Below are 18,898 nucleotides of genomic sequence, written 5' to 3'. Positions count from 1 at the left end.
TATCACCCCGATATAATTATATCTCTTAAGTCTTTCTGATGCAGCAACAAGAGTAAGGTCGAGACCCTTACTCTCGAAAATGAATACTTAGAATGAGGTATTGTAATAGACTATAGGCGGAGGTGGTTCTATGAGAAAAATCCTGCTGTTTGTCTTTCTCATCAATACCATTTTCGTATTGGCTACTGATTATTTCTTCGGGCTGGGCTTTCAGGGTCTGGTAAATGTGAATCACACGAACGGTGAATGGCGGATCAGTATAGTGCCAGTCACATCCCTTTCAAGCGGAGGTATCGAGTCTGGCGGCTTAGTTTTCAACGTGTTGAGAGATCGTGGTTTTGTTTTGGTATCGAGATTATCCCTGAAACCTGTTACACATGTAAGCACCTTTCACTGCGAGGCCATAGATGTTAACACAAAGACGCTCGAGGTTTTTGTGGCAGACGGAACACACGGTTTGAAAATCTACAAGTTCTTCGGCTCGCATCTATACAAACTGGTTCAGACCCTGTCTGTTAAAGGTTGGGTGAATTCCCTAGCCTATCACGACAACTTCATACTCGCCGGAACGGAGGTGGATGGTCTTTTCCTTTTCAAACGAAACCCTGAAGGATTCGAAGAGGTTCAGCGGCTCTTTCCATCTGGAATAGACAGGATGGAAGGAGGTATAACTGTACACGCAATAGCGGCTTCTGGCGAGAGATTTTTTGTCGCCGCCGGAAGTGAGGGCACACTGGTACTGGAGTTTTCCGACGGGCTTCTTCGAGTAACGGGAAAATTGACTACCAATTACGCGCTCGATGTAGCTGTTGGCGACAAATACATCGCTGTGGTGGAACCTCAGGAAAAAGCGGTCTCTTTCTTCGACGTTCTCGATCTCAAACCTGTTGCATCCCTTTATTTCGATGTTTCGCCGGTTCAGGCGGTAATAGCAAAAGACTGGGAAGACGGCAAAGATTATCTCCTCTGTAGGTTCAACGATTCAGTGTCTATAATCGAAGTGGGCGCCTTCCAGGAACTTTTCAGCATGAAAGGCGCCTTCTTCGGTATTGTGAAACCTGTGTACGGTATAGATTAACCCTTTCTTGACGAATATAGGGAAGCACCGCTCACAAAGTACTTCGAAAGAGTTATGAAGAGTATCAAAATGGGGATACTCGCGATTGAAGCTGCCGCCATCATTGCTCCTTCGTTGGTGTGCTTCTCCATGGCGAATTTTACTATATATAACGGTATCGTTTTCATTTCCTCGCTCTGGGAAATAAGTAGCGGCCAGAGTAAGTTGTCCCACTGGCTTCTGAAAGTGAGTATCGCGAGGGTGGCTACGGCCGGAGCGCTGTTGGGCAGTATGATCCTCCAAAAAATACTCAGTTCTCCCGATCCATCTATTCTAGCCGCATCCAGTATCTCGTCGGGGAAGGTTATGAGATACTGCCTCATTAAAAAGATACCGAAAGCGTTAGTCAAAAACGGAAGTATCAATCCTATATAAGTATTCTGGATGTTCAGCGAAGTGGCTACCAGATAAAGCGGTATCATGATCGCCTCGAAGGGTATCATCATTGTCGCCATGATCAGCAAAAAGACGAGATTTCTCCCCTTAAAGGGAAACTTCGCCAGTCCATAGCCGGTGAGGGCCGACAGCAGTACGGTCGTAACCGATACAATACCTGCCACGATGAAGGAATTGAGTATATTGCGGGGGTATATGTAGCTTCCGTCGTTCCCTTTTATCGCCTGCGCATAGTTGTCCAGATAAAGCTCCTCGGGTATCCAGCGATAAGGCATCTTGACAATATCTCTGGCCGGCATCAACGAGGCGGTGAACATGAAAACTATGGGAGACAGTATCAACAATGCGGTGGCTATGAGAAGAGTCCAGATTACTATATCCACAAGCAAAGATTGTCCTTTAATTATCTTCACAATCCACCTCACATATAATCTACTTCTCCACCTGACCTACTGGCTTTGAACTGAAGCCAGGTAAAGAAAAGCATTATGATAAAGAGAATGATACTCATCGCGCTGGCCCTTCCGATGTTATGATCTCTGATCGCCGTGTTGTAGATATTTAGAGTGATAACGTTTATCGGTTCCAGTGGAGCCCCCGATTGCGTAAACAGGTATTGGGTACTGAAAGTCTTCAGGCACTGCAACATAGACATTATCGAAACCAGGACTGTTGTAGGTTTCAAAAGAGGTATCGTTATGTGCCAGAAGTCCTTCCAACCGTTAGCGCCATCTATCATTGCCGCTTCATGCAAACTCTGTGGAATGCTCGCCAGTCCCGTGATGTATATTATCGTGAAATAGCCTATGTACTTCCAGAAGTAAACCAGTATCGTTGAAAACCTCACCATGTTAGCCGATGCCAGCCATTTATAGTCGATACCCTTCGTTCCCAGCAGAAAGTTTGCGCCCGTGTTTGCCAGTCCTCTTGGATCGAGAATCAGCAACCATATCGCCGCGGCAACAACGGAGGAAAGAACGGCCGGTGAATAGAAAGCCATCTGAAAGAACTTCTGGAATCTCTTCCTGGACATTATGAAAGACGCAAGTAGAAGGCTAAAGACCAGTATTGGTATAAAAGTTCCAATTGTGAAGATGAGGGTTGCCTTGATCGAGTTCCAGAAATCGGGAGATTTCAGTAGATACTCATAATTCTCCAGTCCAATGAAAGTAGGGGGCCGCAGCGAAAGCAGCCTTTTTCTGAAAAGACTCGTATATAGGGCGTTCACTATCGGATAAAAGGAAAATACAGCAAAGAAGGCCAACGACGGTAAAACAAAAAACCACCCCCACCGGGCCTTCTTGTGCTCTATCCCTTTCTTTAGAATGCGCTTCAAGGGTGAACCCACTCCTTTCGCAAAAAGAATAAACGGCCCGCCAAAGCGGCGGGCAAGAAATCAATTATCAGTATTGTTCGTCGAGAACTTCCTGAACCTTTCTTCTGAGCGTGTTCAATGCGTCGCGAGACGAAACGTTACTCAACATGACAGATTCTACGGCCTCTTTTATTAGAGATTGGATCTTCGCCGAGTATTCGGAGAAATAGACGACCGTCGATTTCTCAAGGTCGGATATGAAGACATCAGAATATGGATAATTCTTGAAAGTGTCTGATTCCAGCAGCTCTTTCGTAGGTTGAATTATCGCCACTTTTTCCAGATATTCTTCTGGATGGCTCAGCATGAAGGCGATGAACTTCCATGCCATCTCCTGGTTTTCCTTGGGTTTCTGAGCGTTCACCATGTAATAGTGGCCATAGTAATGGGCCGGAACGTAATTCACGGCATTTTCGAACTGTGGGAATGGGACGACCATCCATTCGCGGCTATCGTAAAAAGCAGGGTTGTCGGCCTTGATTCTTGCCAGCTGGTAGAGACCGGTTGTACACATTCCAATATCGTTGTTGTCCATGTTGAAAAGGCTTCTGGCGTTCTTGTAGGTTGGAGATCCGAGATTAAGACCGTTAGGTCCCCATGCGGCCATGAAATCGAGGAACTTCAGCCAAGCCTCATCGTTAACGATCGCCGTTTTACCGTCATCGCTTATCAATTTTCCACCAAGCTGCTCCACCATAGGCATGAAAGCGACCAGATAATAGGGATATCTGAAATCGAAACCTCTTCTGGTTATGATTTGACCTTCTCTGATGGTTAGTTTCTCGGACACTTCAACCATCTCTTCCCATGTTTTCGGATAGTCCTTTTCCGGGTCTAGTCCGGCATCTCTAAAGACCTTCTTGTTCAACAGAATACACCAGTTGGTTATCTCCAGCGGCAGACCATAGATCTCTCCTTCAAAGACTACAGGGTCAAGCGTTCCTGGAAGGTAAGCGTTTATCAGGGCCTCTTTGTTTTCGTATCCGGCGGCTTCATAGTTGACTGGAGCCACACGCTGGTTCACTATATAAGCGTACTCGTCTTCAATAGACATATTGAAGATGTCCGGGCCCTGGTTCGCAGCAAACGCCGTGAGAACAAGCTCCTGGATTTTTGTGGATGACTGCGTCACTCTCTTGATAACCACATTGGGGTACATTTTCTGGAACTCCTCGATGTAGCGGTTTTCGATCAGAGTTCTGTTGGGATCTTCGTGAGTCCAGAACTGCAATTCGATAGTTTTTCCAACAAGCAATGAAATTGGAATGATAAGACAGAGAAACATGACAAAAAGAGAACGCCTATTCATAAAAACACCTCCCGTAAAGTTGGGGTAAAGTACCCCATATCTCTATAATACAACTCTCAAGATGAATAACGAAAAGCGTTTATAGGCTTTTCGAGTCTTTGAGAGGCCTTTGAAAACTATAAATGGAGTGTTATGATGAATTGCGCAAACCGGCTACGAGTTCTTGCAGTCATATAATCAAGATAGGGAGGTGTCTCTTGTGAAGGTTACAATTTTGATCACTGTTCTGATCGTTTCTACAGCACTTCTCGGGAGCAGTTTTCTGGTGAATATAACCCCGCTGTTAAGCGATCAACCTTTTCAATTTCAGAACCAGGCAGGCAGTAGGACTTCCAGCATAGGATACACGGTGATTTCAAACACCGGTTCCAATAGCACGATCGTCGTTCTTGGAGGATGGCTCTTCAAACCTTCGGGAGAGGAAGAAACAATTGAAACCTCTCTGGAAATCTATTCGGAAAACGATTCGTATTCGAAGAAGCTGACGCTTGTACGGGAGGGAATGTACTACACCCTGAAACCGTTGCTCGTATCTTATCCCTCTGGATACTCGTTGAAAGTTATGGGGATCGAAGCCAAGATTTCCACAGATGGAGGCGAAGAAGTGATAGAAGTGAATTATCTTCTTGTCGATCTGGTTGCTAAGGATAGACTTTCCGCAGGAATAGAAATCGGTCTAGAAAAGGAAGGGGAGTTTGTGAGAACACCGCTGACTGGAAGGGAGCCTGTCATAATAATCAAAGCCGGTTCAAAACCAACCGGAGGTTATCAGCTGTCGATACTGAACGTAAAACTCTCTGGCGACCAGATACAGGTACAGGCGAAGTTGAAGAGTCCCGACAAAGACGATTTCGTCACGCAGGCCTTTACTTACCCGTCGATCGCCATCAAGCTACTAGATTTGACGGCCGGAGAGTACAAAATCCTGGTGAATATGGATGTCGAAGTCGATTCTTCGAAAGTGAAAACCGAGCAGTTCTCGGGAACCCTCTACGTCGATTGAGCGAGTCTGCTTATTTTTCTCACATATCCGTCGGCATCGAATTTACGCCTTAATCCGGCCGAGCTCATGTAGCGAACTTTGCCGGTGACTTTTCTCTCGGCCCAAGCCCTGTCGTGCTTTCCAAGACACCACATGACGCCAGCATAGCCGTTGGGATCGCGTCCGTCAAGTTCGTACTTGTCATTTAGATATAGGGCCGTTTCAAGTGCCACTTCCGGAGATTCGCTCCACTCAAGTATCTTTTTTCCCCAGTACATGCGCATGTATCCGTGCATCTTTCCAGTGAATGCCATCTCCATTTGAGCAGCGTTCCAGTAAGGGTCATGCGTGGAGCAGTTTTCGAACTGTTCCTTTGAGTAAATGTACTCTCTCATATCTCCCCTATGTTCGTTCAGCGTCTTTTTTGCCCATACAGGCAATCCTTCGAAACGATCGTAGTTGGGGTTGTACATAGTGAAATTCATGCTCAGCTCCCGCCTAATTATTAACTCTTCCAGATAAGCTTCTTCGCATGGAGATCGCTTTTCGATTACCTTCTTGGCGATGTATGAAGGAGATATCTGACCGAAGTGAAGGTACGGACTCATATTCGATAACACATCGCTGTTCGGGTCGTTCCTCTCCCTGCAGAATATGTCTATTTTGTCTCTCAGAAAACTCTCCAGTATCTCGATGGCCTGCGCAGTTCCACCTTTGAAACTAGAAACCGCCGGGGCGTCGTCCCCGAACTTCAGATCTTTCAAAAAGGTTGACAGAGAAACAGTCTCGAAGTTTTCTATATCAAGAACTTTCGAAAAACAACTTTCTATCGCCGGGCTTTTCGGGGTATCAATCAGTAGACGTTTAATCTTCGGCCTTATAGTGGCTGCACTGAATTCTTCTTTTTTACTTACCTGCCCAACTGGCAGTATAACGTTACTTTCCACTACAAAAAATGGAGATTCGACTCTCCGGGCTATGCTATCTCTCCAGAACAGTTGGTGTCTGAGGTATCCAACATCCGATACCAGAACCGATGCGTTTTTGGCAATTTTTAAAACTTCATCCACCGGGTTTCCAACCTTCGAAAGGAAGGTGATCCCCCTTTCTTTCAGTCTTTTCTCCGTTTCCTCCAGACCTTCCAGCATGAAAGTGAAGCTTCTACTGTTGGCCGAAGGGTATCCCACGTGAAGAACGAATAGAACGAGAAGAGGTAAAGAAAGGTCGTTCGAGATTTCACAGGCATAATCGAGAGCATCGTTATCAATCGCTCTCTGAGAAGCCTGCATCCAGTAAAGCACGAATCTTCCCGTTCTCGAAGAGACATTGTTTAATTTATGAATGCTCTCTTTCCTCATGACTACCTTCGGCGTTTCATTTCGAAGCCCGTCCTTTACCAGAGTCGCTTATCTCCACAAGCTCTTCGGGGTACGGTTCGAAAAAAGTCTGTCTCGCCAAGTATTCATTCTCGAAGGCGACCACGTACGACTTCAATATATGCAGAGGAACGCTCAGGGGAATTTTCGCCTGGCGGTATCTTTCTAGAGAGTCCAGAAAGAATTTCCTTTCCGATGAAGAAAGATATCGTGAAAAGTATCCCAATCCATGCATTAGAACATTTATGTGAGATGTATGTTTCGGTGGCGTTGACATCGCACGGTAAAAATGCGGCGCGTATCGATCGAAGACTTCGTCCAGATCTTTTTTTTCGAGATTTCCGGCTATTCTTCCCATTGTTCTCATCTCGTTCTGATTGTAGGACATGAAGAGCAGCTTGTTGTCGCTCTGAAAATCCACCAAACCCTTTATTGAACGATTCATATTGAGTTCTCTGAATCTGGCCACAGTGAAGAGCGTAGTGAGGAAGTGCTCTCTCAGAACGAAGTTGGTGAGTCTCCCTTCGTCTTCTACCGGAAGGTGGGCGAAGCGGGCGACTACCTCTCCACCGAAAATACCGCTGTCTTTTCCGGTTGCCATAACCTTTCCCACACCTGGGTAGACCTTGACGTCCTTAATGCCGCAGGACGGAGATAAAGCCTTCAGAATGAATCCATCGACGTTTTTGAGAGAAGAGAGAAAGGAAGAGGTGTAGGTGTTCATCTTCTCCGTTACGTCCAATCCGGTGGAAGGCTGAATCAACCTGATCGCCCCACCCATGTCTATCAGCCTGATGGGTGACCTCGGAACGCCGAGTCCTATCTCCACTTCCGGACAGACAGTCGTGTAATTGACGAAGTTGCCCAGAGTGGATACGAATTTGCTGGGCACGGTTTGGGCATTATACCTACAGCTTTCAAACCCCAAGCACCTGCTGACAACAACTTCCGGTCGGACGAATTTATCCATGAAAGCCTCCTGTCGTTCAATAGACTCTGTAATGTTCTGTCTAATTCAGAAAATGCTTCAACTTCTCGAGAAAGAGATGTGGATCTTCCAACATTGGCAAATGGCCAGCACCTGTTATAATTTCCAACTCACTGCCCAGGATATCTGTTTTGAGCCTTTCGCCATCGGCTACCGGCGCTATCCTGTCTTTCTCTCCCCAGATGATAAGCGTCCTAGATTTTATATCTCCAATCCTCTCTGAAAGCGCTCCACTGTCATTCTGCGAATTCAGCCTGTATAGAAAGGCAGGGGAGACATGGTCTATCAGCGAAAAACTCAAATTGAAGAACTCACGGTTGAACTTCGAAACATCTCCTAATTTCTGTCTGAAAGTAAAACGCTGAACCATATAAGTCTGAAAGAAGTACCTCATGAACACATGGTTCAGAAATTCGTTGCCCTCAATAAGAGACGACAAGAAATCCATCTTCGAATATCCCATTGAATCGACCAATATGAGACTCTTCACTCTCTCCGGATAATAATAGGCAAGATTAAGAGCAATTTCTCCACCCATTGAATGACCAAGAATATCGGCTCGATCTATATTGAGAATGTGCATCAAAGCGCTGACAAGATCGGCATAACCCTTTCTGCTGTAATCTCCCTCCAGAGAAGCTCTAGAAAGACCGAAGCCCGGTAGATCGACGGCATAGACTTTCCTAAATGTCGAAAGTTCTTCAACTATTGATTCGAAATCGAAGTGAGAGCCTAAAAAACCGTGTATCAGTATAATCGGATCACCCGCTCCGGAAACTTCGATATACAGCTTTTCTTTTCCAACGGTTATGTATTCTCCATCATGGTCTATGCGTCCCAGGTATATCCTTGCCATTGTAACACTGAAGAGCGCGTGTACTATGATTGCGATCAGTAAAATGAAGAGCACAGTGAATATAGTTTTCAAGACATGCAAACCAAAGCACTCCTTTTTGAATCTAAATGATCATTCATTTCAATTTTATTCTACATTCTCCCAGAAAAGATATTACAATCTATACGGGAGAGTATTCGAATCTTGTTTTCGGGAGGTGCTGTTTTGACTTCAAGAGAGAGAGTCTTTGCGAGAATCGAAGGACGAAGTGTGGATCGGGTACCTAATTTGAATATAATAATGGCTTTCGCGGCGAATTATATAGGCAAGACCTACAGAGAGTACGCCACCGATTTCAGGGTCCTTTGCGAAGGAAATATCAGGTGCTGCGAGGATTTCGGAATAGATATGGTAAGCGCCATTTCCGATCCTACCAGAGAAGTCAACGACCTTGGAGGGGAGGTGATCTTTCCGAAAGATGATATCCCCTACTTCGGGTTTCCACTGCTTTCGACACCGGAGCCGTTGAAGCTGAAGGTGGTAGAACCATCAGTTGGTAAGAGGATGAGCGACAGAATCAGCGCCGTCGATTTTTACAACAATCACGTCTCGGCCGAATACCCGATCCTCGGATGGGTAGAAGGGCCACTCGCTCTGGCCGCTGACCTCAGAACTCCAGTCGGAATTATGGAAGATTTTTTCGAGAGACCTGAGTTCGTCGTGGAGTTACTGGAATTCTGTCTCGAGCAGGAAACCATTTTCGCCCTTGAACAGGTGAAAGCCGGGGCCGATTTCATAGGTATAGGAGACGCAATCTGTTCGGTTATAGGACCGAGATCGTATTCCAAATTCGGACTTCCCTATGAAAAGCTTCTGATTAAGCGTATTCATGAGGCGGGCGCGAAAGTCAAACTCCACATCTGCGGAGATACGACACCGATTCTTTCTTTAATGATAAACACAGGAGCCGATATAATCGATGTTGACTGGATGGTCGATTTCGCTTCGGCGGTAAAATTGGGTGGCGGGAAGGTGTCGATATGTGGCAACTTCGACCCGGTATCGGTTATGTTCAAAGGCAACGTGGAAAAGGTTACCGATTCAGTCGAGAGATGTTTGGAAGTATCCGACAGTAGAACCTTCATTGCTGCCGGTTGTGAGATACCTCGTGGGACTCCTTTTGAAAACATGTTACAGGTAAAAAACGTACTGAAAGCCAGGAATGGATTCAACGCTTGCCCTTGATACGGTTGAGTAGTTTTACAGCCTCTTCTGGTTCGATCAAACCATCCTCGAGCTTCTTTATGATTTTTGAAGCCTCCTGAACCTGGCGGCCGACGACTTCATATCCCAGGCTGGTAACCAGCTCTTCCAGCTTGCTTCTTGCTGTGGGGTACGAAATGTTCAGCTCTTTCTGCAACTCTGAGAGATTTCCTCTGTTCTTGATGAAAACTTTGAGAAAGTCAAGCATCTCTTCGGAAAGTGAGACTATCTCATCCTGATAGAAGTCCCCTCTTATGGTTATTTTGCATGAAGGACATGTGTATTCAGTTATCTTGAGTTCTCCATCGCAAACCGGGCACTTGGTCAGTCTTCTCTTCAATGATAGCACTCCCATTCTGGTCTGCAAATAGCACAAATCAGTACTTGTGTTCACTATACCAGTTTTCAAAGTGGAAAGTCAATATTTCGAGGGTCAAGCAAACAATAAAATCAGCATGTATCGATAGTATAAAACCCAATCATGGAATCTTCAGCAAAAATAAGAAATAATAGGTCATTTATTTCAAAAAACGTATGCTATAGATAAAATACATTTCAGTATTTTCATTAAAACATACATATTACATATCTAAAAGGCAATTAAAAGTTGTTATTTTTACTATGCAGTTCAATAATTTTCTCTATTATTTTGAATACTGTCGATGAGGCTACCAGTCCTATGACAATGCCAGAGGCGCTGGAAAAGGTCAGGTAACTGTACTCAAAGGCTTTGAAGAGATCTTCGGACATGAAGTTCTGCATAGCGTAGAAGGCCGAAGAACCTGGAACGAGTGGAACTATTCCTACCACTATGAGGGGCTGAAGTGGCAAGTTCTTAAGCGTAGCTATTAACCTAGAAAGAATCCCTATGATCAACGATGAAAGAAAAACCGAGAGGGCAAGTCCCAGCAATCCCAAGGCTAATTCATAGACCAGCCAACCGAGTGCGGCAACGCACGAGGCGATAGGTATTATGCTAGTAGGAACGCTGAATATAACGGCAAATCCCGCTCCAGCAATGAACGAGGCCAGTACTCTGAAAATCAAACCAGACCACCTGCCACGAAAAAGGCCGAACTGGCTCCAAACACCAGAGATACTAGTATGAGTATCGCTTCCGTGAATTTCGAACTGCCAGACACAAGGTTCCGGTTGGCCAACTCGAGAATCGAGTTCGTTATAATAATGCCAGGGACATAGGGCATTATCGAACCGATTATTATTTTCGAAGAATTCAGATTGAAAAAGAAACCGCAGAGAACTGCCAGAATGGTAGTCATGAACCCCGCCAGAAAATCTATCAACATTCTGTTGGAAGGCATCAATGAAAGCAAGAGAAAAATCGGAGCGGTTATCACGCCAGAAAACAACGATTCAAGTAGATTACCTCCAAACATGTATGAAAAAGCCATTGCTGCGATACCCGAGCAAAAACTCCTCAGTAGAAGAGGATAGCGCTCCCTGGTTGATTCGAGAAGTTTCAGACTCTCAATGATATCGACCCAGGAAGTTTTGTCGTTGAGGTATTCCTGTAGAAGGTTTCTGTAAGAGGTTATTCTATAAAAATCGGGCCGCTCAACTTTTATCCGCTCTATCCTGGACCAGCTTCTCCCGTCCAATTCGACGAGAGATATGTGAATTACTGTGGGAGTTGAAGCTACCTCGGTCTTGAAACCGTTCTTTTTCCCGATCGATTCAAGCGCCATTTCAACATCGGTTGCAGAACCGCCGGAACTCACAATTCCCCTCCCGAAGAGAATCATCATGAAAAGCACATCTTCAGGTCTCATCACCATCTTCTAAACCTCCCGAAGACAATACTACCACCCATACGATCCTCAGTGGGAGCTGCAGGAAATCACTCTATTATCTTTTCTTTCGTCTCAACTCCAAAAAAAGCCACTACTATCGCAGCCATAACGCTCATGGCCGACATGAAGAGCATAACGTACAGAACGTCGCCAGTACGGCTCATAAAGAAACTCGTGAAATACGGGGCAATTATGCCGGCCGTTCTGGCCATCACTCCGGAAGTACCGTTTCCCAATCCCCTCATCTCTGTAGGATAGAGTTCCGGTGTATAAGCATAAACCATTCCCCAAGTTCCGAGAACGGACATAGAAATCAGAACGCTTGCGAATATCAAAAAGCTTGAACTCGTAACCAATCCCATTATCAGAGCCGAAATCGCGGTAGCAACGAAGAAGAAAGTCAGGGTGGTTTTTCTTCCAATCCTCTCTATCAATAAGGCAGCCGTCAAGTAACCCGGAAGCTGCATGATGAGCATGAAAAAGGTGTACCACAGCGATGATACAGGCGTTAATCCCTTAGAAGCGAATATCTTAGGTGCCCAGGTATAGATACCGTAATAGACAAAACTCACCGTAAACCAGCTGAACCATATCATGACGGTTCTTCTTGCCAGACCTCTCTTGAATAAGCTGAGAAGGGGTTGTTTCTCCCTTTCGTGCATCTCCACTTCTTCACTTATGGAGGTTCTAAGTATCTTTTCCAGGGCTTTTTTTCCCTTCTTCATGAACTCATACTTGGGGCTTTCCGGAAGGAAGAGACCGATCATTATCAGGGGCAGTCCGAAAATAAAGAGAAAATAATATGACCACTGCCAGCCCAAGTAATCAAGCGTGATCATAGTGAAGGCTCCAACCATTATACTTCCAAGAGCCCAGCTAGATTCGAGAAGTGTGAGGTAAAGTCCCCTTATCTTTATCGAAGAAAACTCCGTGAGATAGGCGTTGACAACGGGAAGAAGTCCACCGTAACCCAGTCCGGAAAGAAATCTGAATACCGAAAAAAGCCTCATCGATGGAGCCAATCCCGTGATGCCTGTTCCAACCGTGGCGAGTATCAGTAAACAAAGATTGGTCCACTTTCTTCCAAACCTATCGGATATCGCTCCCGATACCAGAGCACCCACCAACATGCCGATGAAAACAGAGCTCGCCATGGTCGTCTGGTCTCCCTGTGTTCCGGAAAGTCCTTCGATAATCGAGGGAAGCGTCAGCGAGGTGATCATAACCCCTCCCGCAACTAGCATCCATTCGAGTGAAGTTAAAACGAGCAGTTTCAATCTCCTTCCAGAAGAAATGCTTCTTTGTATAACCTCGTCGATGTTCACGAACCCACCCCCCTGACAGCCAGATATCCTTTCTTTTCAAGCGTTGCCCTGATTTTTTCAAGATCGTCTTCGGAATCTGCCTCAATCGTATGTAGATGAACACCGTCCTTTGAAAGCGCCAGGAGAGGAACAGCCTCGCTGGACCTAAGAGAGGCGATGAATCTATTCAGGTCATCGAAGTCATGTAGATTCAACACTCCCCGAATCTCTCCATAGACCGGGTGCATTATTATCACATCTATCACAGCTCCACCTTCCGATAGAATCGTGGATAGTTCGTCCACTATATCAGAATTTCCGTGCTTTACCGACAGAGTCATTCTGCACTTTTTTTGTGAAGATAGAGAGTAACCTTTCTGGCCGGATTGAATCCTGTAACCCTGTTCGCGTAGTTCTTCAATATCTTTGACAATCATTTGTCTGCTGACGCCTGTCAACCTTGCCAACTCGCTTCCGCTGACCGTACCGCTCGAATTCTGGAGAAGCTTCGTTATTTTCATCAACCTGGTCTGTTTGTTCACCATCTATCCTCCCTTTACAGATTGTAGCAGCTACTTTACACTACATTTTAAAAGAAAAAACGCCCCTTGTCGAGGGGGCGGTGTAACAACTAGCTTTAACTCTGGTGGCAAGGGACGGAATCGAACCGTCGACACACGGATTTTCAGTCCGCTGCTCTACCTGCTGAGCTACCTCGCCATCAATCTGGTGGAAGCGACAGGGATCGAACCTGTGGCCTTCTGCTTGTAAGGCAGACGCTCTTCCTCTGAGCTACGCTTCCACCACTGGCGCCCTCACGGGGATTTGAACCCCGGTCGCCGGCGTGAAAGGCCAGTGTCCTAGGCCACTAGACGATGAGGGCGTAAGCACGTAATTTATATTACACTATTATGCTTCTCCGGTCAAGGCCCCGATATGCATCACAAAAAATCTACTTGAAAAGGGTAACGATGCATCAAAAATGAAACTACTCGAAAGGTAAGGGTAAAGGGGATAATCTTCGCGAATGACAAGTTGAAAGAGGTTGACGCGAAGATGAAGAGAATAGACATGACTGGACTGATCGAGAAATACTCAAAGAAGTACAGAAAGTCTGGAAAGAAGGAGAAGAGTAGAATTCTTAACGAGTTTACTGAGGTAACTGAGTACAACCGGAGCTATGCATCATTAATACTTAGGAGGGGTTATTCTAAGAAGAACAAGAGAAGCAAATTCACAAAGAGGCGCGGGAGAAAGAAGAAATATGATTTGGAAGTATTGAGAAAACTTGTTGAGATATGGGAGATCCTGGACTTTCCTTGCGGCAAGAGATTCAAAGCGATTATTGAAGAGGCGATAGACAATCTGAACAAGAATGGTCATTTGTCTTTGAGGGAAGAAGTTAAGCAGAAGCTTTTGGAAATAAGTTCCTCCACAATGGATAGACTTCTTCGAAGTGAAAGGAAGAAGATGGAACTGAAGGGTAGGTCACATACAAAACCCGGTACTCTCTTGAAGAAACACATAAGGATAAAGACTCATCACGAATGGGATGACACAAAACCAGGTTTTGTTGAGGTGGATCTTGTCGGTCACGAAGGAGGTGATAGTTCGGGAGAATTCTGTTATAGCCTGAATATGGTGGATGTTGCCAGTGGTTGGAGTGTCGTTGCACCAATAAGGAACAAAGCTCAAAGATGGACCCTCGAAGCTATAATCGCATTGAGAGCTTTACTTCCTTTCCCTCTTTTGGGAATTCATTCCGACAATGGTTCGGAGTTTATTAATGCTCATTTGTATAAGTATTGCTTGGATGAAAGATTGGTCTTTACCAGAACCCGGAGTTACAACAAGAACGATAATCCCCATGTGGAACAGAAGAATTGGTCTTTGGTCAGAAGGGCCGTTGGTTATTACAGATACGACACTTTGGAGGAACTGACTATCTTGAAGGAGCTATATGCAAGCTTGAATCTCTACAACAACCATTTCCAGCCTACTCATAAGATGATCCAAAAGACCAGAGATGGTACAAGGATAGTGAAAAAGTACGACAAGTTCGCTACTCCCTACGAAAGAGTTCTTAACTCTCCCTGGATTGACTCCACAAAAAAAGATGAGCTTCGCAAGGTTCACGAAGCCCTAGATTTATATATACTCAAGAGTAATATAGCACATTTTCAAGAATCACTGGTTGATATACAGATAATGAAGTCTAAATCTAACTCAAAGGGAGGTGTTCTCAATCTCCTTCTATTCGATTTTGAATAGATTCTATTTTGATGCATTAACTCTCTCTTGAGTAGATTTAATTTTGATGCATTACGGGCCCTGAACGGAATTATCCGCACCGACATCAGCCCATCGACCGTTTCGGCTAAACTTTAAGAGCTGTTTTTCGTGATAAAATCTTGAAGAAAGGAGTGATCTGTATGCCAATAGACTTCAGAATGACGAAAAAAGGATTGATTCTTCTTATTGATTCTTACAGAAGTGTCGAAGAGTTACGACAGGACATAATGAGAAAGTTCTCTGATGCGAAGGATTTCTTTTCTGAAGGGGACGAGATATCCCTGATGCTCACGCAGGAAACCAGTAAACCAGACGATATAGTCAAAATCGTATCTTTGTTGAGCGATCTCGGAGTCCACGTGAAGGATATTCTCGTCGGAAGTATGGAACAGAAAGATGTCAAAGTCGGTCAGAAATATGACCTTGTTAGAGAAAAGATCACGGAAGTCAGAGGCGCACAGATCATCCGGAGAAACTTGAGATCAGGCCAGATCGTTGTTCATAATTACGATGTAGTTATCGTTGGCAATGTTCATCCTGGCGCGGAGGTGATCTCGGGAGGAAGTATAGTTGTCTTTGGAACTGCCCGGGGAGTCTTGAGGGCTGGATACTCCCAGGGTGAAGAAGGTATCATAGCCGCTATCGATCTCTCACCTTCTCTTTTACAGATTGGAAATTACATAACACAGGAATATGACCGCTTCGATGTCCCGTCGGTCGCCCACGTGAGAACGGGTAGAATCGTAGTCGAAGAGGCAGACAACGTCAAGTTCGAAGTAAAGGGGGGAACAAATTGAACACAGCTCGACTATTGATCGAACTTTCGAACGCTTTCGGACCTGTAGGTTACGAAGACAGAGTTCATGAAGTGATAAAAGCCGAATTGAGCCCATACGTGGATGAGATCTACAGAGACGAGATCGGCAACCTTATCGCCGTTAAAAAAGGCAGTTCCAGGAGGGTGGGGGTCTTCACACACATAGATGAAGTCTCTCTGGTGATATCGGCTATAGATGAAAGAGGGTTTGCCAGATTCGAATCTCTCGGAGGAGTCGATCCGAAGATACTGATTTCTCAGAAAGTCAGGATTGTTTGTCGTGACGGGAAAGAAAGGAAGGGCGTTATCGGAATGCTGGCCCCGCATCTTCAAAAACCCGGTTCGAAAGGAGATGTGCCTTCCTTCGATGAGCTCTTCATAGACGTTTCCATCAATCAGGATTTCGATAAAATCGATATAGGCGACCTCGCAGTCGTAGACTTCGCGGCTTTTGAGATGGGCGAAAAGGTTTCGGGAAAAGCTCTAGATGACAGAGCATGTGCTGCGATAAGTATAGAGACAGCGAAACTTCTATCAAGGTACAGAGAACACCCTACAGTTTATTTTATATTCACCACACGTGAAGAGGTCGGGGCTATGGGTGCCAGAGCCGCAGCTGAAGCTCTTGAATTCGATCTGGGTCTCGCCATGGATGTTACGCACCACAGCAAAGAAGATGGAATTGAAATGGGAAATGGACCTGTGCTAACTGTCGGAGGGCCTAACATTCACAAAGGCTACTTCAAGAAACTCGACGACTATGCTAGAAAAAACGGATTTTCGGTTCAGTACGATTACGGTTCTGGACACACCGGAACAGATGCCGACGTTGTCCAGTTGGCAGGAAATGGAACTCCAACTTTACTTCTTTCCCTTCCCCAGCTTTTCATGCATACTCCGGTAGAAGTGGTTCAAGTGTGCGACATTCTAAATTCGGCCAGACTACTTTCTGGATTCTTCTGTTCACTCGAGGAGGTTGAGGCAGTATGAAACTCGAAAGACTTTGCAGACTTTGTGAACTCCCCGGGGTTTCGGGATTTGAAGAAAAAGTTGCCTCCTTCATCGAGAAAGAGATAGAGGGAAAGGTCGATGAGCTCTGGAAGGATTCGGTAGGCAACGTAATTGCTATAAAGAAAGGGAACGGTAAAAGCTCCAAAAGATTGATGCTTCTGGCCCACACCGACGAAGTCGGCCTAATGGTTAAGAGAATCAATGAAGACGGATCCCTCTCTTTCACTGCCATAGGTGGTGTCGACCCAAGGGTGCTGATGGGAAAGAAAGTCTTCGTAGGCGAGGAAATGTTGCCAGGCGTGATAGGTTTCGAGGCGATTCACACACAGGAGAGTTCGACACTGTTGAAGACCCCCTCCATGGATAAACTGCGCATCTATCTAGGCTATCCAAAGAAGGAAGAGGCCCAAAAGAGTCACAAGATCGGAGATCCTGTCTTCTTTTCCACCGCTTACGAAGAGGTTGGAGAATATGCTGTGGCCAAAGCCTTCGATGACAGAACCGGTTGCGAAATTCTTCTGAGAGTCCTGGACGATGTACAGGGTCTCTCTCTGGATTACGATCTCTGTTTCGCCTGGGTCGTTCAAGAGGAGGTTGGACTTAGAGGGAGCGGAATAGCTGCGAGGCAAATCAAGCCCGACGCTGCACTAGTTTTCGAGAACACCACTGCCGGAGACAATCCCGAACTCCCGGAGTATCGCTGGGCTACAAGCCTGGGTATGGGACCGGTTTTAACTTTTGCACACAGCGGCCTGGTTCTGGACAGAAGGATCTTCGACACCATCGTCGAGACAGCCAGGAGAAATTCGATCAAATTCCAGTACAAGAGGCGGATAGCCGGAGGTACAGATGCCGGACGTCTGGCGAGAACCATGTCGGGAATTCCTGCCGGCGTCATTTCAACCCCATCAAGATATATCCACTCACCGACTTCGATAATAAACATAAACGACTTTCTTGGAGTAGCAGAGCTTGCCAGCGTTCTGGTAAAAGAAGGGAAGGTGCTTTAGATGAAGGAATTGATAAAGAAACTGGTTGAAATAAGTTCCCCAAGCGGAAGAGAAGATGCAATAAGAGAGGCCATCACGGAGGAAGTTAGAGATTACGTCGATGAATTAAGGGTCGATGCACTGGGGAATCTGATATGCATGAAAAAGGGAAAGAGTGGAAAGAAGCTGCTCCTGGATGCCCATATGGACGAGATTGGGGTGGTGGTGACCCATATCGACGATAAAGGCTTCTTGAGAATCGATATGCTCGGAGGCGTTTCACCGTACATGCTTCTGGGTTCGAGGATAATTTTTGAAAGCGGTGCTTACGGAATTGTGAGCACCGAAGGTGAATCGGCCAGAGAAGCTGGCGAAATAATGAAGAACCTTGACTTCGACCACATTTTCGTAGATATCGGAGCCTCCAGCAGAGAAGAAGCCGAAAAGTTGGCGCCGATCGGTACCTTTGGTACTTACGATTCGAAGTTCAGAGATCTAGGCGAGAAACTCGTCTCCAAATCCATGGACGACAGGATAGCCTGCGCTATTTTAGTACAGACGATAAAAGAACTCAAAGAGCCGGCCGACGATGTTTATTTCGTATTTGCCGTCCAAGAAGAGGTTGGAATAGTGGGAGCCAGCGTTGCGGCATTCGACATAATGCCGGATATGGCTATTGCGGTCGACGTAACGGCCGGACCGGATACTCCCAAGTCTTTCAAAAGAATGGGGTTTAAGCTGGGAGCTGGACCGACTATAAAGATAAAGGATCGTGGAAGCGTCAGTTCCTCCAGAGTAGTATCTAGATTGAAGGAAGTGGCAGATATACGTTCTATCCCGGTTCAATACGAGGTCCTTATCTTCGGTGGAACCGATGCCAGGGGATATCAGGTCACTGGGAAAGGGATCGCGGCCGGAACGGTTTCCGTACCGACCAGATACGTCCATTCACCAAATGAAATCGTAGATTACAACGATGTTCTCAACACAGTCCGTCTCTTAAAAGCACTTGCCGAAGAAGGAGTCTAGAGAA

General features: G+C 45.7%; 19 protein-coding genes and 3 tRNA genes. 8 read left to right on the top strand and 14 right to left on the bottom strand.

Annotated features, from left to right (window positions below; translation table 11 throughout):
- Positions 1 to 130: 130 nt before the first annotated feature.
- A complete protein-coding gene (locus MESINF_RS10165) occupies positions 131 to 1,078 on the top strand; it encodes a hypothetical protein (protein WP_169699713.1) in 948 nt (315 codons plus the stop codon).
- On the opposite strand, the gene MESINF_RS10160 is transcribed toward MESINF_RS10165, so the two are convergent.
- From MESINF_RS10160 to MESINF_RS10150, 3 genes are all read right to left on the bottom strand, one after another.
- Entirely contained in the window at positions 1,075 to 1,926 is an 852-nt protein-coding gene (locus tag MESINF_RS10160; RefSeq protein ID WP_169699712.1) for a carbohydrate ABC transporter permease, read from the bottom strand. The two genes, MESINF_RS10165 and MESINF_RS10160, sit on opposite strands and share 4 nt — an antisense overlap.
- 8 nt (positions 1,927 to 1,934) lie before the next feature.
- Positions 1,935 to 2,849: a carbohydrate ABC transporter permease gene (locus MESINF_RS10155; RefSeq protein WP_169699711.1), complete on the bottom strand. Its 915-nt coding sequence runs from the start codon at positions 2,847 to 2,849 to the stop codon at positions 1,935 to 1,937.
- 67 nt (positions 2,850 to 2,916) lie between these two features.
- Positions 2,917 to 4,197 (bottom strand): extracellular solute-binding protein, encoded by a 1,281-nt coding sequence (locus tag MESINF_RS10150; RefSeq protein ID WP_169699710.1) that lies wholly within the window; start codon positions 4,195 to 4,197, stop codon positions 2,917 to 2,919.
- A 199-nt stretch (positions 4,198 to 4,396) separates the two neighbouring features.
- Here MESINF_RS10150 and MESINF_RS10145 point away from each other — a divergent pair, with 199 nt between their 5' ends.
- The gene (locus tag MESINF_RS10145) at positions 4,397 to 5,200 is read left to right on the top strand and encodes a protease complex subunit PrcB family protein (RefSeq protein WP_169699709.1); all 804 of its coding nucleotides are present in this window, start codon (positions 4,397 to 4,399) and stop codon (positions 5,198 to 5,200) included.
- Here MESINF_RS10145 and MESINF_RS10140 read toward each other — a convergent pair.
- Genes MESINF_RS10140 through MESINF_RS10130 form a run of 3 tightly spaced genes read right to left on the bottom strand, consistent with a single transcriptional unit; the run spans position 5,188 to position 8,480 of the window.
- A complete protein-coding gene (locus MESINF_RS10140) occupies positions 5,188 to 6,537 on the bottom strand; it encodes a deoxyribodipyrimidine photo-lyase (RefSeq protein WP_169699708.1) in 1,350 nt (449 codons plus the stop codon). The genes MESINF_RS10145 and MESINF_RS10140 overlap by 13 nt on opposite strands.
- Positions 6,538 to 6,553: 16 nt before the next feature.
- On the bottom strand, positions 6,554 to 7,525 hold the full coding sequence (locus tag MESINF_RS10135; protein ID WP_169699707.1) for a YbgA family protein: 972 nt from the start codon (positions 7,523 to 7,525) through the stop codon (positions 6,554 to 6,556).
- A 40-nt stretch (positions 7,526 to 7,565) separates the two neighbouring features.
- Positions 7,566 to 8,480: an alpha/beta fold hydrolase gene (locus tag MESINF_RS10130; protein ID WP_169699706.1), complete on the bottom strand. Its 915-nt coding sequence runs from the start codon at positions 8,478 to 8,480 to the stop codon at positions 7,566 to 7,568.
- Between the two features lie 123 nt (positions 8,481 to 8,603).
- Here MESINF_RS10130 and MESINF_RS10125 point away from each other — a divergent pair, with 123 nt between their 5' ends.
- Positions 8,604 to 9,623 (top strand): uroporphyrinogen decarboxylase family protein, encoded by a 1,020-nt coding sequence (locus MESINF_RS10125; RefSeq protein WP_169699705.1) that lies wholly within the window; start codon positions 8,604 to 8,606, stop codon positions 9,621 to 9,623.
- Here MESINF_RS10125 and MESINF_RS10120 read toward each other — a convergent pair.
- The 8 genes from MESINF_RS10120 to MESINF_RS10085 all read right to left on the bottom strand — a co-directional run bounded on the left by MESINF_RS10120 (position 9,607) and on the right by MESINF_RS10085 (position 13,639).
- Complete coding sequence (locus MESINF_RS10120; RefSeq protein WP_231936916.1) at positions 9,607 to 9,990, bottom strand: DUF2089 domain-containing protein; 384 nt, start codon at positions 9,988 to 9,990, stop codon at positions 9,607 to 9,609. The two genes, MESINF_RS10125 and MESINF_RS10120, sit on opposite strands and share 17 nt — an antisense overlap.
- Before the next feature lie 251 nt (positions 9,991 to 10,241).
- Positions 10,242 to 10,688 carry a threonine/serine exporter family protein gene (locus MESINF_RS10115; RefSeq protein WP_169699703.1) on the bottom strand — a complete coding sequence of 149 codons (447 nt, stop codon included), beginning with the start codon at positions 10,686 to 10,688 and terminating at the stop codon, positions 10,242 to 10,244.
- Positions 10,685 to 11,437: a threonine/serine exporter family protein gene (locus tag MESINF_RS10110; RefSeq protein ID WP_169699702.1), complete on the bottom strand. Its 753-nt coding sequence runs from the start codon at positions 11,435 to 11,437 to the stop codon at positions 10,685 to 10,687. Before MESINF_RS10110 ends, MESINF_RS10115 begins: the two co-directional genes overlap by 4 nt.
- 62 nt (positions 11,438 to 11,499) lie before the next feature.
- A complete protein-coding gene (locus MESINF_RS10105; RefSeq protein WP_169699701.1) occupies positions 11,500 to 12,777 on the bottom strand; it encodes an MFS transporter in 1,278 nt (425 codons plus the stop codon).
- Positions 12,774 to 13,301 carry a transcription repressor NadR gene (locus MESINF_RS10100; protein ID WP_169699700.1) on the bottom strand — a complete coding sequence of 176 codons (528 nt, stop codon included), beginning with the start codon at positions 13,299 to 13,301 and terminating at the stop codon, positions 12,774 to 12,776. Before MESINF_RS10100 ends, MESINF_RS10105 begins: the two co-directional genes overlap by 4 nt.
- A gap of 99 nt (positions 13,302 to 13,400) precedes the next feature.
- Positions 13,401 to 13,476 (bottom strand) — tRNA-Phe (locus MESINF_RS10095).
- Between the two features lie 7 nt (positions 13,477 to 13,483).
- Positions 13,484 to 13,558: transfer RNA gene (locus tag MESINF_RS10090), tRNA-Val, on the bottom strand.
- 5 nt (positions 13,559 to 13,563) lie between these two features.
- Positions 13,564 to 13,639 (bottom strand) — tRNA-Glu (locus MESINF_RS10085).
- Between the two features lie 188 nt (positions 13,640 to 13,827).
- Between MESINF_RS10085 and MESINF_RS10080 the strand changes: the two genes are divergently transcribed.
- The 5 genes from MESINF_RS10080 (at position 13,828) to MESINF_RS10060 (ending at position 18,894) form a co-directional block, all read left to right on the top strand.
- Complete coding sequence (locus tag MESINF_RS10080; RefSeq protein WP_169700878.1) at positions 13,828 to 15,027, top strand: DDE-type integrase/transposase/recombinase; 1,200 nt, start codon at positions 13,828 to 13,830, stop codon at positions 15,025 to 15,027.
- Between the two features lie 161 nt (positions 15,028 to 15,188).
- The gene (gene minC / locus MESINF_RS10075; RefSeq protein ID WP_169699699.1) at positions 15,189 to 15,845 is read left to right on the top strand and encodes a septum site-determining protein MinC; all 657 of its coding nucleotides are present in this window, start codon (positions 15,189 to 15,191) and stop codon (positions 15,843 to 15,845) included.
- Positions 15,842 to 16,855: a M28 family peptidase gene (locus MESINF_RS10070; RefSeq protein WP_169699698.1), complete on the top strand. Its 1,014-nt coding sequence runs from the start codon at positions 15,842 to 15,844 to the stop codon at positions 16,853 to 16,855. The genes minC and MESINF_RS10070 overlap by 4 nt, the downstream gene beginning before the upstream one ends.
- Positions 16,852 to 17,886, top strand: coding sequence for a M42 family metallopeptidase (locus tag MESINF_RS10065; protein ID WP_169699697.1), 1,035 nt, complete (start codon positions 16,852 to 16,854; stop codon positions 17,884 to 17,886). The genes MESINF_RS10070 and MESINF_RS10065 overlap by 4 nt, the downstream gene beginning before the upstream one ends.
- Positions 17,887 to 18,894, top strand: coding sequence for a M42 family metallopeptidase (locus tag MESINF_RS10060; RefSeq protein WP_169699696.1), 1,008 nt, complete (start codon positions 17,887 to 17,889; stop codon positions 18,892 to 18,894).
- Positions 18,895 to 18,898 lie beyond the last annotated feature (4 nt).

Source organism: Mesotoga infera (genome assembly GCF_900157305.1).
GTDB classification, from domain to species: Bacteria; Thermotogota; Thermotogae; order Petrotogales; family Kosmotogaceae; genus Mesotoga; species Mesotoga infera.
The sequence above is the reverse complement of the archived record's forward strand: the minus strand, read 5'-3'. Positions and strand labels throughout refer to the sequence as shown.

Excerpts from the sequence above, each read along its gene's own strand:
- MESINF_RS10065 (WP_169699697.1), top strand. The coding sequence starts at position 16,852 with ATGAAACTCGAAAGACTTTGCAGACTTTGTGAACTCCCCGGGGTTTCG.
- MESINF_RS10150 (WP_169699710.1), bottom strand. The coding sequence starts at position 4,197 with ATGAATAGGCGTTCTCTTTTTGTCATGTTTCTCTGTCTTATCATTCCA.
- MESINF_RS10165 (WP_169699713.1), top strand. The coding sequence starts at position 131 with ATGAGAAAAATCCTGCTGTTTGTCTTTCTCATCAATACCATTTTCGTA.
- MESINF_RS10060 (WP_169699696.1), top strand. The coding sequence starts at position 17,887 with ATGAAGGAATTGATAAAGAAACTGGTTGAAATAAGTTCCCCAAGCGGA.
- minC (WP_169699699.1), top strand. The coding sequence starts at position 15,189 with ATGCCAATAGACTTCAGAATGACGAAAAAAGGATTGATTCTTCTTATT.
- MESINF_RS10140 (WP_169699708.1), bottom strand. The coding sequence starts at position 6,537 with ATGAGGAAAGAGAGCATTCATAAATTAAACAATGTCTCTTCGAGAACG.
- MESINF_RS10110 (WP_169699702.1), bottom strand. The coding sequence starts at position 11,437 with ATGGTGATGAGACCTGAAGATGTGCTTTTCATGATGATTCTCTTCGGG.
- MESINF_RS10080 (WP_169700878.1), top strand. The coding sequence starts at position 13,828 with ATGACTGGACTGATCGAGAAATACTCAAAGAAGTACAGAAAGTCTGGA.
- MESINF_RS10135 (WP_169699707.1), bottom strand. The coding sequence starts at position 7,525 with ATGGATAAATTCGTCCGACCGGAAGTTGTTGTCAGCAGGTGCTTGGGG.
- MESINF_RS10100 (WP_169699700.1), bottom strand. The coding sequence starts at position 13,301 with ATGGTGAACAAACAGACCAGGTTGATGAAAATAACGAAGCTTCTCCAG.